We start from the raw sequence: 16,538 nt of genomic DNA, 5'->3' as shown, positions 1-16,538 counted from the left end.
TAAAAAATGAGGGAGAGGCAATAAAATGAAAAGGAGACAGATAGCGGCCATAGACGTCGGTACAAGTAAAATCTGTACCGTTATGGCTGACACCGAAAACGGAGACCTGAGAATACTGGGAGTAGGGGTTGTCCCCTCTCGTGGTTTGCAGAAGGGCATGGTGGTTAACCTTAATGAAGCTAAGGAAGCCATCCGTGAGTCGGTAAGCATGGCAGAGAGAACTGCTGGTTATAAACTCAAATCCGCCTTGATAGGCGTAACCGGAAAACATATCAACTCTAAAAACAACCGCGGAGTTATCAGTATCACCCGAAACGACCACCTGGTGCGCCAGAGTGACCTGCAAAGGGCTATAGATATTGCCAGCAGTATCACTATGCCCCAGGACAGAAAGGTACTTCACATCATCCCCCGTAATTATTCGGTGGATGGTCAGGAAGGCGTTAGTAATCCGGTAGGCATGCATGGCTTCCGCCTGGATGTCGAAACCCACATTATTACCGCCGCTTCAAATTCAATTGAAAATCTTACCAAGTGCATCCGTGCTGCCGGCGTAGAGATTGACGACCTGGTCTTCAATCCTTTAGCCAGTGCTGAAGCAGCATTAACCGATGAAGAACGCGAAAAGGGTGTTATCTTGGCTGACATCGGTGGCGGCACTACAGATATAGCTGCCTTCAAAGGCAACAGTATTTATCATACATCAGTTCTGCCCATTGCCGGCTCACAGGTAACCCACGATGTTTCTGTGGGTCTGGGCATTCCTTTTGAGATGGCCGAAGATATCAAACAAAGATATAGCAGTGTAATACCCGGTGAATGTAATGACGCTAACTTTGTTGAAAGCGGACATACCTTCTCTTATCCTGACCTTTGCGAGATTGTCAGGATGCGGGTTGAAGAACTGCTGCGCCTCATTATCCTGGAGTTACCCAGCGATGATTATTCCAAAATGGTACCTTCCGGGCTGGTAATAACCGGCGGTACTGCCAACCTCCCCGGCATTGCAGAGCTTGGCAGCGAAGTACTGCGGCTCCCGGTACGGGTAGGTACTCCCCCCAATTTATTTGGTGTATCAGATATCTTAAATGATCCTGCCTGTACCAATGTTGTTGGCATGTTGCTTTGGAGTATCAATAACCGAGACGCCTCAAAGAGCCACCCAACCACTGAAGAAAGTGCTAAAGGCGGCTTTATCTCACGAATGTTTGGGAACCCCAAAAACTAACGAAAGGATAATGATTTACTAAGGATAAAAGAATGTCAAAAAAAGTATATGTACCCAGTGGCGCAAAGATTAAAGTTATCGGGTGCGGCGGTGCAGGCAGCAACGCTGTAACCCGCATGGTTCGGGATAACATACAGGGCGTAGAGTTTATAGCCGTTAATACTGATGCCCAGCATCTGGCTATTACCGAAGCTGCTACCCGAATCCAGATTGGTGAACGCTGCACCCGCGGTCTGGGTGCCGGCGGTAACCACACCATGGGCAAAGCAGCTGCCGAAGAAAGCCTGAGCGAGCTCAAAGAAAACATAATAGGTGCTGACATGGTTTTCGTAACCGCCGGTATGGGTGGCGGTACAGGCACCGGCTCAGCCCCCGTGGTTGCCAAAATAGCCAAGGAATCCGGCGCTCTGACCATTGCGGTATGCACCAAGCCTTTCTGCTTTGAGGGTGCTCACCGCATGCAAACCGCCGAAGAAGGCATAAATAACATAGTAGATAGCGTTGATACGCTTATTATTATCCCCAATGACCGCCTGCTGGATATGGTTGACCAAAAAACAGGGGTTGACGGGGCTTTTAAACTGGCTGACGAAGTTCTTTGCAACGGCGTCAAGGCCATTGCCGAAGTTATCACCGTTCCGGGTATCATCAACCTGGACTTTGCAGATGTAAAAGCCGTCATGAAAGATGCCGGCCCCGCCTGGATGTCTATAGGCAAGGGTGCCGGACAGAACCGGGCAGCTGATGCCGCCAGAGCCGCTCTGGCCAGCCCGCTGCTGGATATAGCGGTTGACGGTGCTATGGGTGTTATCTACAACGTATGCGGCGGCGAAGACCTTTCCCTTATGGAAGTAAACTCCGCAGCAGACGTTATCCGTCAGGCGGTTGACCCACAGGCCAATATCATCTTTGGTGTCAGCACTGACCCCCGCATGGGTAAGGAAGTACAGATAACCCTGATAGCCACCGGTTTTGCCACCAAGGAAAGCATGCTTTCCAACAACCATGAAAAAGAAATGACCCGTATGATGAAAGGTCTGAGAAGCAAAACTCAGGAAGAACTGGAAGTTCCTTCGTTTATGCGTTACCGATCCGCTCAGCCTTCCATCCGGAAACCGGCTCCTGCCGCACATCAGGCTCCGCCGCGTTTCTTAAGCAGATAATATTCTACATTTTTATATCTTGAAAGAGAGTGGCAGGTTGAACTCCCTCCCCTGCCACTCTCTAGACATCTAAGTCTTAAAGCTAACGAGGGTTGACATAGATAAGGAAACGAAGATGGAACTTGATGAGTTTCTGAAACAAAGTGCCGTAGATTACACCAGCCGCCAGATAATCCTTCTTTTCAGCAAGCATCCTTTTGCCCGCTTTGACCGCTCTGCTATTGCAAGCACCATAGAAGATGGAAGCGATATATTGCCCACCCTTCAATCGCTGGTTTCCAGTGGCATAATCAAGCTCTGTCAAAAAGGCGGGGCTGAACTTTACTGCCTGACTAGTGAACCAGCCCTAAGGGATATGGTAACCCGCTTGGGGAACATGGAGTGGAAACAGCAGCAGAATTTTTCCAGACGCAAGCTGATAGGTCTAAATGTTTTCCCCCAGACCAGACCTCTGGGCACACACTAGTTTTGTAACAGAGAAGAAGGACATTATTCGTGGTTGATGCAGCCGGTTTTATCTGAAGCCGGCTCTTGTTTCTTTTTGCCCTTGAAAGCTAAAACCGCCAGAAATACCGCCACGCTAAAGAGTATAATAGTAGCCCCGGAAGCGAAATCCAGTATATAGGAAAGCCACAGCCCGCCCAAACAGAAAACCACCCCAAATCCTATTGAAAGCCCCATCATCTTTAAAAGGCTATCCGTAAAACGGCGGGCTACTGCTGCCGGTATGGTCAGTAAAGCTATTACCAGTATTATACCTACTACTCGTATCAGCATTACCACTGTCAGCGCTATAAGCCCCAGCATTATTACATATAACAGCCCGGTGGGCATACCGCTTACCCGGCAAAATTCCTCGTCAAAAGATACCCCCAAAAATTCCTTATAGAAAAACCAGACCACCCCTATTATCAGTGCGTCCAGCACCAGCATAAGCACCAGATCTGAAGACGGCACTGTCAGGATATTGCCGAAAAGATAACTGAATAAATCCGGTGCATAACCGGGAGTTAAACCAATAAAGATAATGCCCAGAGCCATACCTAAAGCCCAAAGCATACCGATAATAGTATCTTCACTTATGCGGCTTCGGCGAGTAAGAGTACCCATGCTGGCAGCAGCCAGCAAACTGAATGCCAGCGCACCCAGCACCGGATTAATGCCCAGCAGATACCCCAGACCGATTCCGCCAAAGGAAGCGTGGGCAATACCGCCGCTGATGGATGCCAGTTTTTTTACCACGACGTAGCTGCCAATAATACCGCAGCCTATTGCCGCCAGCAGCCCTGCCCAAATAGCATTCTGGATAAAGCCATAACCCAAAGCCTCTATCATTCGTGTTCCTTTAGCACCCGGTGAGGTACCTGCCCATGTGCAATAAGCTGGATTGGGCAATTATAAGTTTCAGCCAAATCTTCAGCAGTCAAACCCTCTTCGGCATGGTGGTATGACAAATGCTTGTTCAAACAGGCAATATCATCTATGCATACTGCCACTGCACTGATATCATGGGTCACCATAATAATAGTCATATCTTTTTTCAAGGATTCTAAAAGTTCGTACAGCCCGGTTTGCATGGCCGCATCTACCCCGGCAGTAGGTTCATCCAGAATAAGCAGTTTTGGCTGATTAACCAAAGCCCTAGCTATAAATACCCGCTTCTGCTGTCCGCCTGAAAGCTGGCCTATCTGGCGGTTAATAAACGGCAACATGCCCACTTTATCCAGATATTCTTCAGCCAGAGCCACATCTTCCTTACGGTAACTATGTGCCAACCCGCGCTTGGAATATCTGCCCATCAACACCACTTCCAAAACACTTATAGGGAAATCACGGTCAAAAAGGTGGTACTGGGAAACGTAACCAATCTCCGGCCGGGCATCCTCAGGGCTTTTGCCAAGCACCTTTATAGTGCCGCAATCAGGCTGAACGAGCCCCAAAATCAGCTTGAGAAGAGTAGTTTTCCCTCCCCCATTTGGACCGATAATTCCCAGCATCCGTCCTGTGGGCTGGGAAAAAGTAATATCTTCCAGTACTGCCAGCCCATCAAAACTGGCTGTCACTCCCTTAAACACCAGGGCAGGTACGACAGGCATGCTCAGCTCATAACCTCTTGCATTTGTTTGTAAACAAACTCCATATTCGTTATGTAATCTTCTGCCAGTGGGTCTATCATCACTACCCTGCCGTCTATTTCAGAAGCAATAGCCTCCGCACTTCGGCTGGAAAATTGGGGCGAAGCGAAAACAATGCTGATATTATTTTGTATTGCCATATTTATAATTTCTATCATTTGTTGGGGGGTGGGCTCTTTGCCCTCTATCTCAATAGAAAGTTCCTTCAGATTATAGTCTCTGGCGAAGTAAACCCAAGCAGGGTGAAAGACCAGAAAAGTGCGGTTATAAAGATTACTGAAGGCCAATGTTATTTCGTTATCCAGCTGCTCCAGCTTTGCCAGATAAGCATCTCTGTTGGCGGCATAATAACTTTGGTTTTCGGGATCCAGACTCATCAGCCCCAAAGTGATATTTTTAACCATTTGGATAGCATTACGCGGGGAAAGCCAAATATGCGGATCTGCCCCGCTATCCTCTAGGCTACTTTCAAGAGTAATATTTACCGAACTGTCTACAACCAGCATAGAATGGTTTAATGACAATATTTTTGAAAGCCAGTTTTGCTCAAAACCAAAATCAGATCCCAGTTTCACATACATATCTGCCTGGCTTACATCTACCATCTGCGAAGGAAGCGGCTGATAAGTATGCGGCTCTGCTCCGGGAGGAACCATAAGAACTACCTCAGCCTTATCCCCTGCAATTTGCTGAGTAAACTCCTTTAGTGGCACTATACTGACTGCAATTTTCAGTTTAGCAGTAGAGGGTGTTTCTTCCTGACAGCCTGCCAGCAGTAAACTGCTCAGAAGTGTAACCCCTAGAATCAAACTCAAAAATAATGTCCTAAATTTCATACTTTACCAGTCCCCTTCTGACAATTCCGGCACCGCCCAATAAACTCCAGCAAATGGGTATCAATGGCAAATCCTGTTTGTCTGGACAGATTTTCCGTAATCTCTTTAAGCCCGCACCCCTCCACATGAACAACTTGACCGCACCCGGAACATATCAGATGGTGGTGATGGGAATCTATACGTTTTAGCAAGTAGCGGTGGCAGTTTCCGGCGGTATGAAGTTCGCAAATAAGCCCCAGTTCAGCCAGAAGCTGAAGTGACCGATACACAGTAGCCATACCGGTTGCCGGTTTGTCTGCCTGTACCAGTTTATGCACTTCTGCAGGGCTAAGCGGCTGAATGGCAGCCGAAAGCACCTTCAAAACGGCCTGCCGTTGGGGAGTTATCTTGTATTTATTCTGGCGTATACGGCTTTGGATAGTTGTCACGTAAATCCTTCTAATTGATACCTTTTCTCAATTATAGCTTCAGCGTTTTCAAATAGCAAGACACTCAACCATACCCATCTGCCAAATAAAAAGCCTCCCGAAGGAGGCTTGATTGAACCCCATATTTAACTCAGGCCAAACAGTCTGCCGCTACCAAATTATGGCGGGCAATGGCAGTGTTAAGTATTTCTAACACCAAATCTGCGTGGCTGATACCTAATTTAGATGCCATAATAGGTAAATCTCCGCTGACAGGGTTAAGACCGGGAAGCGGGTTAACCTCCAGAAAATACGGCGTACCATCCGGGCTTACCCTAAAATCCATCCGGCATAGATCATGGCATTCCAGTACTCTATACGCATCCAGTGTGGCTTTTTCAATACGGGCCAGAGTTTTGGCAGGTAAGGCCGCCGGTACTTCATACTCTACCATCTGCCGCCAGTTGCGTTTTATCTCAATGGAATACACAAAATAATCGGCTTTGGTTTTAGGCACAATCCGCATTATACCCAGAACTTTAGGCTTATCGTTCCCTATAACACCTACCGTAATTTCGTCGCCATTTATAAATTCCTCTACCAAAACAGGTTGGTTATAGGTAGTTAAAAGTTCTGTAGCCATCCTCATTATCTCGTCGGTACTTTCCGCCCGGGAAGCAAACCGCACACCCTTGCTGGAACCCTCGCAGGCTGGTTTCAGGAAAGCCGGCAAAGGGAAATCCGACCAGTCTATGGTTGAAAGCTCTTCACAGTTGCTAACCAACTGCCATTTGGCAGTCTTTACGCCCGCACCAGCCACCAATTTCTTGGTTAGTGGTTTATCCAGACAGATTGCCAGTGTCTGCGGGTCTGAACCGGTGTAAGGTATATCTAACATCTCTAAAACACCGGGAATTTGAGCTTCGCGGCTGCGGTAGTTACCCAAACCTTCTGAAATATTGAAAACAAGATCCAGTTTCTGTTCCTGTACCTTGCGTAAAAATTCTTTACCTCCACCCAAACGGTAAACAGCATGTCCAGCCGCTGTTAAGGAGTTCGTTATAGCCTCCACCGTTTCCGGTGAGTCATATTCCTCCAACGCATCATCAGGGCCGCCGGTTACCGGGGTCAAAGCCAGTTTAAGATCGTATGACAGCCCTATTCGCATCTGTTTCTCCATTTATTTTAGCGGCAGTTTTAACAGTACCTGTGCTACCGGTATTACTAAAAACTTTGTGACCACCCGGGTTTTTAAAACGGATTATCTCACCCTTGTAATTACGGATTATATATTCGTCAGCCTGTTTATCCAGCACATAGTCCGGCTGGATGGTAATCTTGCCGCCGCCTCCGGGCAAATCTATAACATAATTCGGCACAGCCAAACCAGAGGTATAACCACGCAAGCCCTCAATAATACCCACCCCGGTTTCAATGGGGGTATGGAAATGCTCTGTACCCTGAACATTGTCACATTGGAACAGATAATAAGGACGCACTTTGCTCATCAAGAGTTTATGGCAAAGAGCTTTTTGGACGGGCAAGCTATCATTTATGCCTTTTAAAAGCACCGACTGGTTATTTACAGGTACGCCCGCCCTGACCAAACGATCACATGCTTGGCGGGATTCATCTGTTATTTCATTAGGATGATTGTAATGGGTATTAAGCCAAATAGGCCCATACTTGGAAAGCATGCTGCAGAGTTCATCATCTATCCTCTGGGGTAAAACTACAGGATAGCGGGTGCCAATGCGGATTATTTCTACATGGGATATGGAACGCAAGGCCGAAAGAACACTTTCCAAGCGTGATGTGGACAGGGTCAAGGGATCACCACCGGATATTATGACATCTCGGATAGCTTGATTCTGGCGTATATAGGCCAACATGGCGTCTATCTCTGCCTGAGTATGCACCCAGCCACCATTTTTCCACTCCCTTTTACGGGTACAGTGGCGGCAAAGCACAGGGCAAATATCTGTCAGCACCATTACTACCCTATCAGGATAGCGGTGTACCAGACCGGGCACTACCGAACTGTGGGCTTCTTCCAAAGGGTCAGAACAGCAGTGAGCATCAAAGCAAAGTTCGGCTGTATCCGGTATAAGCTGGAGTTTTACGGGGTCATTAACATTATCAAAATCTACCAGACTAAGGTAATAAGGGGTGGCAGAAAGGGGGAATACCGCAGACACCGTGTCCATATCCCGGTATTCTTCCGCAGACAAATGAAAAAACCTTGCTATTTCTGCTACAGAAGTAACACGGTTCTTGAATTGCCAGTGCCAGTCATTCCAATCCTGGTCACTTACCTTGGGGAAATATTTAAGTCTAAATCTTTTTGTTTGGTTAGGCCTACTGGGGGGCTCATCGTCTACCTTACCACAATTTTCAATTGTACCTGCGCCAAGAGGGTCATCCGATTGTTTGTTTTTAATTTTTTCGGTATTGGTCACGTTAGGCTTTAAGCCTCCTTAACAATTTATGGCGTTTACCACAGGTACACGTCACTGTGAATAATATTCTACACGAAACATAGCTACTGTCAAGGAAGCCCAAACGTAGGCCAATGGGAGGTTAAAAATATTTTTTTTGAGATTACCGGCGGTTTCGGATAGCCCACCACATGAATAGAATAATGGCAACAAGCCCAGCCCCCACCCCAACAACCAACCCCAGATTCTGGACTAGTGAGGCTTTATCAAAAACACCTGTTTCAGACCAACCGCTTTCATTTCCGGCGCCATCAACAGCTTTAACCCGCCAGTAAAAACTTGCAGCAGGTGAATTATTTATATCTTCATTGTCAGTCAGAATATATTGGCTAACTTTTATGCCTTTTATCTCCAGTAATATACTGCCGAACCCGCTATCAGAGGCTATCTGGAAAACATACTCAACGCCGCTTGCATCATTTACCCCTTCCCAACCAAAGGTAAACGGATAACTTAGTGCCTCACCTGAAGCAGGCAAAGTAATGACGGGGGCTGATGGAGATGTATTTTCCAGCCAAACTTCGCGCACTATCCGGTTTTGCCCGTCATCCAGTGTCAGGCTATGGCTGGTGCCCGCACCTGCGGGGATAACTACTTGGGCAGAAAATGTGCCTTTATCATCTATATTTACCACCAGTAAAGAGACACCGTCATACCGCAAATCTACCTGACCATTAGGTTTAAACCCTTTGCCGTGAATATTCAGTTCCGTCCCGACATCAAGTGCCTTGCCCAAACCTATTTCCGGGTTAATATCCAGCCAGACATTCGCCTTTAAACTCTGGCTGTTTATATAATCTCCCTGACGTACTTCCACCAGATAAACGCCGGCAAAGCGTTCAGGGACTGCAAAATTTACCGAGAAACTACCTGTCAGATCCGCCTTTACAATGCTGGGGGTGACAATAAGGGGCGTATCACTATAATAAAAGCTGACTGATGTTAAGGGGGTAAAACCTGTACCCCGTATATTAACAGTTTCGCCGATGGCAGCCTCATTTTCAGACAGTTCAATCCAGCTCTCCATAAGAACTAATCCGCTACCCATATTGTAGTCAGCATCTATCGCCTTTACAGCGTGCAGCCCCCGTCCTGATGGCGGGATAATAAAGCTCAGCGTAAATTCACCCAACTGATTGGTCGCCCCAAGAGCAACCTCTTGGTCATCGTAAAACAGCTTTACATTGCTCTGGCGCAGAAAATTCTGACCATACACAGTAAGCTTTGTACCTACTTTGATAATAACATCAGAAAAATACAGCTGCCCTTCCAAGGCCGCCTTGTTTACTGTAGCAGAACCAAAAAACAGCACTCCGCTTATAACCAGAGTAGCAATAAGTTTAATTATGTAGTCTTTTTTCATTTTCATATTTTAATGATTATATCACTTACCAGAACCTTATCAACATTACCTTGATAATAACACAAACCGACAACTATAATGAAGTACATGAATGATATTGAAAACACCGATATTTTTGAATGCAGACGCTGCGGCAATTGCTGCCTTCATTTTCAGCCCCATTTGGAAATGGCCGAAGCCCAAAATATTGCTAATCATCTGAGCCTTAGCCTTGATGAATTCAAGGCTAAGTATGCAGACAAACGCTGGCCCGGGCATAGAACCATGCTTATCCGCCACAACCAAAACGGCTGTATCTTTATGGGACGCGGAGTAGACAATTTATCTCTGTGTACCATTCATGACTTTAAACCCCAAGCCTGTCGGGACTATCAGCCAAGTTTCAAACACCGCGAATGCCGCGAAGGCCTGCTGCCTTAACGCCTTTTGTCGTAATTTCTCACTGCAATATATCTTTTTTGTCAAAACACGTGACATTTGGCACTTTCCCTGTTATACTGAGATCAGTCTAACTCTCAACCTGGTATAATTTTAATATATCTGAGCCTTCTGCCCTGCACCTGTAACAAAACTATAGGGCAAACAGCGAAAGGATATGCAAGACCAATACAGATCCTGCCACACCTCTGCAAGGCAAAATGTTTTGCCCGAAAGTGCAGACCTGACAGAGATACTTTCCATGATAGAAAGTACCCGCAATCTTGTATTGATATTTAAAACCTCGCCCGAACCCCAGCTGATTTATGTCAGTTCAAACTCAGCTTCTATCAGCGGTTATTCACCTGAGGATTACCTGGCTAACCCTACCCTGTCACAAGACATACTAAAACCAATAGGTTTGGAACCTAACACCCACACACTTGATCGGTTTAGAATACCTCTAGGTCCGATACCCTGTTATATCCCCTGCAAAAAGGGGCTGCCGGTTTCAGCAGAAATATTATGTAAACTATCTTCGGGCAGACTAATATTCTATATCCAGTGCCAACATCAGGTCCGGCATAATGCAAATCACCCTGATTTTTCAGATAAAAACCTGCCCGCAACTCCTCTGGTAATGGGTTTTCAGCCTGACGGCAAACTGATATTTGCTAACCACATATTTGAGGAAGTAACCGGTTATCTTGTGAGCGAAGTAACCGGTGAAGACTGGAAGTCTTGCGGATTGTTCAGCCGTGAAACAACCGACCTTATTATTAAAATGTTTCAAGACCGCAAACCCGATACCGGACAACCTTTTGAACTTCAACTAATCCATAAAAACGGCCAAACCTGCTGGTTTTCCGGCCATAGCCGGATAATCAACAGGGATAACAAATCCTCCTATCTGCAACTTTCAGCCAGCGATATTACAATATGCAAAAAATCCGAAAAAATGCTCCGTCTGACCAGATTTGCACTGGAACAAACTACAGATGCCATATTCTGGACTGATTCTGAGGGTAATTTCATAGATGTAAATCAATCAGCCTGTAACTCTCTCGGCTACAGACGAGAAGACCTGCTAAAACTAAAAGTCACGGATATAGACGCCCTGATAACTAATCAGATTGATTGGAAAGCGCACTGGAAAAATCTGAAAACCAGCGCCTACCTTAGTTTTGAATCTATCCACCGAAACATAAGCGGCGAAGAAATACCGGTGGAAATAACCGCCAACTATATGCAGTGCGATAACATGGAATACAACGTAGCCATAGCCCGAAATATCCACCTGCGCAAAAAAGCCGAAAAACAGCTGAAATTCACCTCATTTTCAGTTGAGCATACGGCAGATTCTGTTCTTTGGATTAATCAAAGCGGCAGTATAATAGCCGCCAATATGTCTGCCTGCCAATCACTGGGCTACACTCGGACAGAACTGTGCAGTTTAAACGTAATAAATATAAATCCTGTATGCGTTGCGGAAAGATGGAAAACTCTCTGGGTCAGACTAAAACAGGCTATCAATTTCTCATTAGAATCTGACATGTTTACAAAAAACGGGCAGCAAATACCTATTGAAGTAATGTGCAATTTCCTTGAGTTTGAGGGGATTGATTATTGCTGTGCCGTATTACGGGATATAACTGAGCGCAAGAAAGTGGACGCCCGGTTATTAAGGGCGGCAGAGGAATGGAGAATAACATTTGATAATATATCCGATATAGTATTTCTGCTGGATAATGACTTTAATATCCAGCGGGCTAATCGGGCATTTACAAAAACCCTGAACTGCCAGCCCCAAGACGTTTTAAACAAGAAATGCTACCAGGTACTGCACCATGCCGATTGCCCAAAAGTAAATTGCCCGAAACTTATAGCTTTTAATACAAAAAAGACCCAGCGTATCGCGTATTTTGAGGAAAATATAGATAAGCATTTTGAAGAAACAATTGACCCCATTCTGGACGCAAACGGGCTATCTATGGGAACTGTGCACACCATAAAGGATGTTACCGAACATCATAAGATAGCCGCCCAACTGATGATAACTGATCGGCTGGCTTCACTGGGCGAATTGTCCGCCGGACTGGCTCATGAACTTAATAACCCTCTGACCAGTGTGATAGGTTTTTCAGAGCTTATTCAGGAGAAAATTCTGCCCGAAGACCTGAGACAGGATATCCAGATAATCAGCCAGGAAGCTCAGCGGGCGGCTGAAATAATCCGTAACCTTCTCACCTTTGCCCGCCGCCATGAACCATCCAAAGACTGGGTGGACATGAACCAGATAATACATAAGGTGCTTGCTATCTGCAACTACGGGCAGAAAGTCCATAACATTCAGCTAATTACCAATCTGGATCCAAATTTGCCGGAGATAAAAGCAGACTACTTCCAGATGCAGCAGGTGCTTTTAAATATAGTCATAAATGCTGAATATTTTATGACCCAGTCACATGGTGAAGGTACCATAGTAATCTCAAGCCGCAAATTTAACGACAGTATCCAGATTTCTATTCGGGATGATGGTCCGGGTATGTCAGAAAATGTCTTAAATCATATATTTGATCCGTTTTTTACCACTAAAGAAGTAGGCAAAGGTACGGGGTTAGGACTATCTATCGGACATGGTATAATCACCCAGCACGGTGGTAAACTATACGCAGAAAGTTCCGAAGGTAAGGGCGCTACCTTTTTTATAGAGATTCCAATCAACCAGCCAGATTAAATAACCGTCAGTTATTCTAAGAGGTATGCATGATTACAAAAAGTGAAACTGTCTTAACAGTAGATGACGAAGACACGATACGCCGTCTGCTTTACCAGAAAATAACCAGCGAAGGCTACAAATGTCTGACCGCCTCAAATGCTACCGAAGCTATGGAAATAGTAAAAAACCATGATATCGCACTGGCAATACTGGATATAAAGATGCCCGGGCTTTCCGGCATGGATATTTTACCCGAAATCCGTATTGTCTCACCTGATACCGCTGTTATAATGGCCACAGCCATAAGCGATACCGATACCGCCATAAACTGCATGAAGCTGGGCGCATATGACTACGTAACCAAACCGTTCAAACTGGATGCCGTAATCATGGGTATGGAGCGGGCACTGGAAAAACGCCGCCTTATACTGGAAAACCGTGATTACCAGGAACATTTGGAATTAAAGATAAAAGATCAGGCGGAAAAAATCCGCGGTTCTTTCTTCAACGCTATTACTTCCTTGGCTTATGCACTTGAAGCCAAAGACAGTTACACTATCGGCCATTCACAGCGGGTAGCTGAAACTTCAGTGGCTATTGCCGGCGCTATGGAGTTACCTTTTGCCACGGTTGAGCAGATACGTTTAGCCGGGCTGGTACATGACATAGGCAAGATAGGTATCAGGAGTGCCTGCCTGAATAAGGCCGGCAATCTGACCGAAGATGAATATAACCACATCAAAACCCACCCCAGCGTGGGTGAACGCATTCTTTCCCCCATAACCGAAGACCATGAAATTCTGAAAATAGTCCGCCACCATCATGAGCATTTTAACGGACGCGGATATCCTGACGGGCTGAAGGGTGAAGAAATACCGCTGGGAGCCAGAATAATGGCACTGGCTGATGCCTATGATGCCATGACCTCTCTCAGACCATACCGCAAAGCTATGACAGATATAGAAGCATGGGAAGAGCTGAAACGGTGCTCAGGTATACAATTTGACCCGGAGATTGTAGCTGTATTTGCCCGTATGAACAACCATACCTAATGGCAGGCGCAATTATCCAGATACTGATCTACCAGCTTGACACCCGACTCGCTGGTACACAATGGCTGGGCAGCCCGGCTTCCATCACGGTAAACCGTTATACCCTTAAGCCCCTGATCATAGGCCATGTTAAACACATTTGCCATATCCTCACGGGTAGCTTCATGCGGGAAATTTACAGTCTTGGAAACCGCATTGTCAGTATATTTCTGGAAAGCCGCCTGAATACGGATATGCCATTCGGGGCGAATGCGGTGAGCGGTAACCAGCAGGCGTTTAAGCCAGTCCGGTATACACTCCATATCATGCAGGTGGTTTGAGGAAACCAGCTTTTCAAAAAGCTCTCTTGAATGAAACCCTTCACGTCTGGCCATTTCTTCAAAATACGGGTTTATCTCCAGCAGATTTTCACCATCAAGTATATTCCTCACAAATACCATGGCAAAAGAAGGCTCTATGCCTGAAGATACCCCGGCGATAATAGAAAGCGTGCCGGTAGGAGCTATGCTGGTACAGGTAGCATTTCGCATGGGGCGTCCACCCGGTACGTCATACATACTGCCTTCATAAGCGGGGAAAGACCCTCTGATTTCGGCCAGCTTGGATGAAGCCCGATGAGAAGTTTCTTTGATAAAATCCATTATCTGGTCGGCCTGAAATATAGCTTCTTCAGAATTGTAAGGTATGCCCATTAAAACCAGCATATCGGCAAAACCCATGACCCCCAAGCCTATCTTGCGATTACGCAAAGTGGCTTTTTCAATTTCAGGGGTGGGAAATTTATTTACGTCTATTACATTATCCAGAAAACGGATAGCCATTTTGACTGTCCGCCCCAGTTTTTCATAGTCCACCACTACCCGTTCACCGTCACGCTTAAGCATACGGGGCAAAGAAATTGACCCCAGATTGCATGATTCATACGGCAAAAGGGTTTGCTCACCGCAGCCGCTTACGTGCCTGATGGGAGCTATGGATGGGGTGGGGTTATCATCATTTATGCGGTCTATAAATACCAAGCCGGGGTCACCCGTTTTCCATGCCTGGTCTACAATACAATCAAACACACAGGCGGCATTGAGCCTGCGGACTACTTCACCGGTATGGGGATTAATAATGTCATAGTCTTCACCACTGCGCACCTTGGTCATAAAGTCTCTGGTGACCACAACTGAAATATAGAAATTAGTAAGGGCATTGGGGTCACCCTTGCACGAAATAAAATTGAGAATATCCGGATGGGTTACATCCAGAATAGCGGCGTTACACCCCCGGCGCACACCACCCTGACGCACATAATCTGCGGCGGCGGCAAATATATTTATTACCGAAACCGGTCCTCCGGCCACTTCCGTCAGCTCACCCACTTTGTCTCCGGCAGGACGCAGGTCAGAGAAAGAAAACCCGGTGCCACCCCCGCTTTTATGAATAAGAGCCGTCTGTTTTACGGCATCGAAGATAGATTCTATGGAATCTTCTACCGGCAGGACAAAACAGGCCGAAAGCTGGCCAGCCTGCCGTCCGGCATTCAACAAGGTAGGAGAATTAGGCAGGAACTCCAAGCGGGACATAGCCTGATAAAATTCCTCTTCAATACGGCTGGTATCCGTACCCGGTGCATATTTGTGTTCGGCAGATGCCATCACTTTGGCAACCCGGTGAAACATATCTTCCGGCGTTTCAATCACCCGGCCACTATCATCTTTTTTAAGATACCTCTTCTCCAGTACCCTCTTGGCGGTAGTGGATAAACGCACATTTGCCGGAATTGATTGTCTGCCGAATCCTACTGTCATCTAAAAAACCTTAACGGCCTTATCACCGATTCGTTTCATATCCAGAGTAAGTACTACTACGTTATTCAGGTATTTGCGGGCAACCACGGCAGCTTCTTCCACTTCTTCCTTGTTAGCTGCCCGCCACGGGCAACCCGGAATTGGGAAATACGCATCTATACGGAAAGACATATCTTTATCTATACTGGCCAAAAACTGGGCAACCTTTTCTATCTCGTCTTTGGCAATATAATCAGGTATATACACCACTTCCACGTGAAGTTTGCGGTCACCCAGACCGGCATGTATTTTCTTCAGATTTTCCAGCGCAGATTTATTTGAACGGCTGGTATAATCACGATAAATATCTTCGGAGTAAGCCTTCAGACTAAAAATAATCTGGTCAATATCTGTAAGATCTGGCATCCTGATACCATTGGTCAGCAGGATATTGAAAGAACCATATTTTTCATGAACGGCCTTGGCAAGTTTAGGCAGTTCGGGATCAAGTACCGCTTCAGTACCCAGAAAAACCGCGTATTTTATAGTGTACCCGTCTATCTTTTCCATGACCTGGTCAAAAGACAGAAATTCAGTGGGAGGAGATTGTCTTTCACGGGTAATGATTTCGGCTACCGGGTCATCCAGCAGGCCAAAATCATAAACCTCGTAATTGGTATAACAACCACGGCATTTTAAATTACATTCAGTCCAAAAATGAAAATCCATTGAATGGTAACTTGGCTCATATGCCAGATGATAAACCTTCATTCAGTCCCCCAAACATGATTAGCAAGCCTCTTGGAAGGCTCGCCTTTATAAGTATAACACTGTTAAAATACCCAAACAATAATCGCTTTTAGCAATCTAACTCTTTGTTTGCTAGAATTTATTGTACCATATGTTTTTGCTTTTAGCATCAGGTTTTTTAAATATTTCCCTAAG

At 46.0% G+C, this 16,538-nt stretch carries 15 protein-coding genes; 6 read left to right on the top strand and 9 right to left on the bottom strand.

All coding sequences use genetic code 11. From position 1 onward, the window contains the following. The first annotated feature begins 25 nt into the window (after positions 1–25). The 3 genes from ftsA to X794_RS02500 all read left to right on the top strand — a co-directional run bounded on the left by ftsA (position 26) and on the right by X794_RS02500 (position 2,857). A complete protein-coding gene (gene ftsA / locus X794_RS02510; protein WP_011309148.1) occupies positions 26–1,228 on the top strand; it encodes a cell division protein FtsA in 1,203 nt (400 codons plus the stop codon). Positions 1,229–1,260: 32 nt separating this feature from the next. After that, a complete protein-coding gene (gene ftsZ / locus X794_RS02505; protein ID WP_011309147.1) occupies positions 1,261–2,391 on the top strand; it encodes a cell division protein FtsZ in 1,131 nt (376 codons plus the stop codon). Between the two features lie 115 nt (positions 2,392–2,506). Beyond that, complete coding sequence (locus X794_RS02500) at positions 2,507–2,857, top strand: hypothetical protein (RefSeq protein ID WP_011309146.1); 351 nt, start codon at positions 2,507–2,509, stop codon at positions 2,855–2,857. 23 nt (positions 2,858–2,880) lie between these two features. On the opposite strand, the gene X794_RS02495 is transcribed toward X794_RS02500, so the two are convergent. The 7 genes from X794_RS02495 to X794_RS02465 all read right to left on the bottom strand — a co-directional run bounded on the left by X794_RS02495 (position 2,881) and on the right by X794_RS02465 (position 9,636). Further along, on the bottom strand, positions 2,881–3,726 hold the full coding sequence (locus X794_RS02495; RefSeq protein ID WP_011309145.1) for a metal ABC transporter permease: 846 nt from the start codon (positions 3,724–3,726) through the stop codon (positions 2,881–2,883). Next, positions 3,723–4,487 (bottom strand): metal ABC transporter ATP-binding protein, encoded by a 765-nt coding sequence (locus X794_RS02490; RefSeq protein WP_041344463.1) that lies wholly within the window; start codon positions 4,485–4,487, stop codon positions 3,723–3,725. Before X794_RS02490 ends, X794_RS02495 begins: the two co-directional genes overlap by 4 nt. Before the next feature lie 2 nt (positions 4,488–4,489). Further along, positions 4,490–5,341, bottom strand: coding sequence for a metal ABC transporter solute-binding protein, Zn/Mn family (locus X794_RS02485; RefSeq protein ID WP_012984275.1), 852 nt, complete (start codon positions 5,339–5,341; stop codon positions 4,490–4,492). 17 nt (positions 5,342–5,358) lie between these two features. After that, positions 5,359–5,790, bottom strand: coding sequence for a Fur family transcriptional regulator (locus tag X794_RS02480; protein WP_011309142.1), 432 nt, complete (start codon positions 5,788–5,790; stop codon positions 5,359–5,361). A 130-nt stretch (positions 5,791–5,920) separates the two neighbouring features. Continuing rightward, complete coding sequence (locus tag X794_RS02475; protein WP_011309141.1) at positions 5,921–6,937, bottom strand: D-alanine--D-alanine ligase family protein; 1,017 nt, start codon at positions 6,935–6,937, stop codon at positions 5,921–5,923. Next, positions 6,909–8,228 (bottom strand): KamA family radical SAM protein, encoded by a 1,320-nt coding sequence (locus tag X794_RS02470; RefSeq protein WP_011309140.1) that lies wholly within the window; start codon positions 8,226–8,228, stop codon positions 6,909–6,911. The genes X794_RS02475 and X794_RS02470 overlap by 29 nt, the downstream gene beginning before the upstream one ends. Positions 8,229–8,370: 142 nt before the next feature. After that, positions 8,371–9,636: a hypothetical protein gene (locus tag X794_RS02465; RefSeq protein ID WP_011309139.1), complete on the bottom strand. Its 1,266-nt coding sequence runs from the start codon at positions 9,634–9,636 to the stop codon at positions 8,371–8,373. Positions 9,637–9,717: 81 nt separating this feature from the next. Here X794_RS02465 and X794_RS02460 point away from each other — a divergent pair, with 81 nt between their 5' ends. The 3 genes from X794_RS02460 to X794_RS02450 all read left to right on the top strand — a co-directional run bounded on the left by X794_RS02460 (position 9,718) and on the right by X794_RS02450 (position 13,818). Further along, positions 9,718–10,050: a YkgJ family cysteine cluster protein gene (locus X794_RS02460; protein ID WP_011309138.1), complete on the top strand. Its 333-nt coding sequence runs from the start codon at positions 9,718–9,720 to the stop codon at positions 10,048–10,050. A 175-nt stretch (positions 10,051–10,225) separates the two neighbouring features. Continuing rightward, positions 10,226–12,784 (top strand): PAS domain S-box protein, encoded by a 2,559-nt coding sequence (locus X794_RS02455; RefSeq protein ID WP_011309137.1) that lies wholly within the window; start codon positions 10,226–10,228, stop codon positions 12,782–12,784. Between the two features lie 29 nt (positions 12,785–12,813). Continuing rightward, the gene (locus X794_RS02450) at positions 12,814–13,818 is read left to right on the top strand and encodes an HD domain-containing phosphohydrolase (RefSeq protein ID WP_011928955.1); all 1,005 of its coding nucleotides are present in this window, start codon (positions 12,814–12,816) and stop codon (positions 13,816–13,818) included. Here X794_RS02450 and X794_RS02445 read toward each other — a convergent pair. Further along, entirely contained in the window at positions 13,815–15,614 is a 1,800-nt protein-coding gene (locus X794_RS02445) for an adenosylcobalamin-dependent ribonucleoside-diphosphate reductase (protein WP_011309135.1), read from the bottom strand. The two genes, X794_RS02450 and X794_RS02445, sit on opposite strands and share 4 nt — an antisense overlap. Next, positions 15,615–16,364, bottom strand: coding sequence for a radical SAM protein (locus X794_RS02440; protein WP_011309134.1), 750 nt, complete (start codon positions 16,362–16,364; stop codon positions 15,615–15,617). Positions 16,365–16,538 lie beyond the last annotated feature (174 nt).

The organism is Dehalococcoides mccartyi CG5, from assembly GCF_000830885.1.
Classification (GTDB): domain Bacteria; phylum Chloroflexota; class Dehalococcoidia; order Dehalococcoidales; family Dehalococcoidaceae; genus Dehalococcoides; species Dehalococcoides mccartyi_B.
This window is presented reverse-complemented; position numbering and strand designations above follow the sequence as displayed.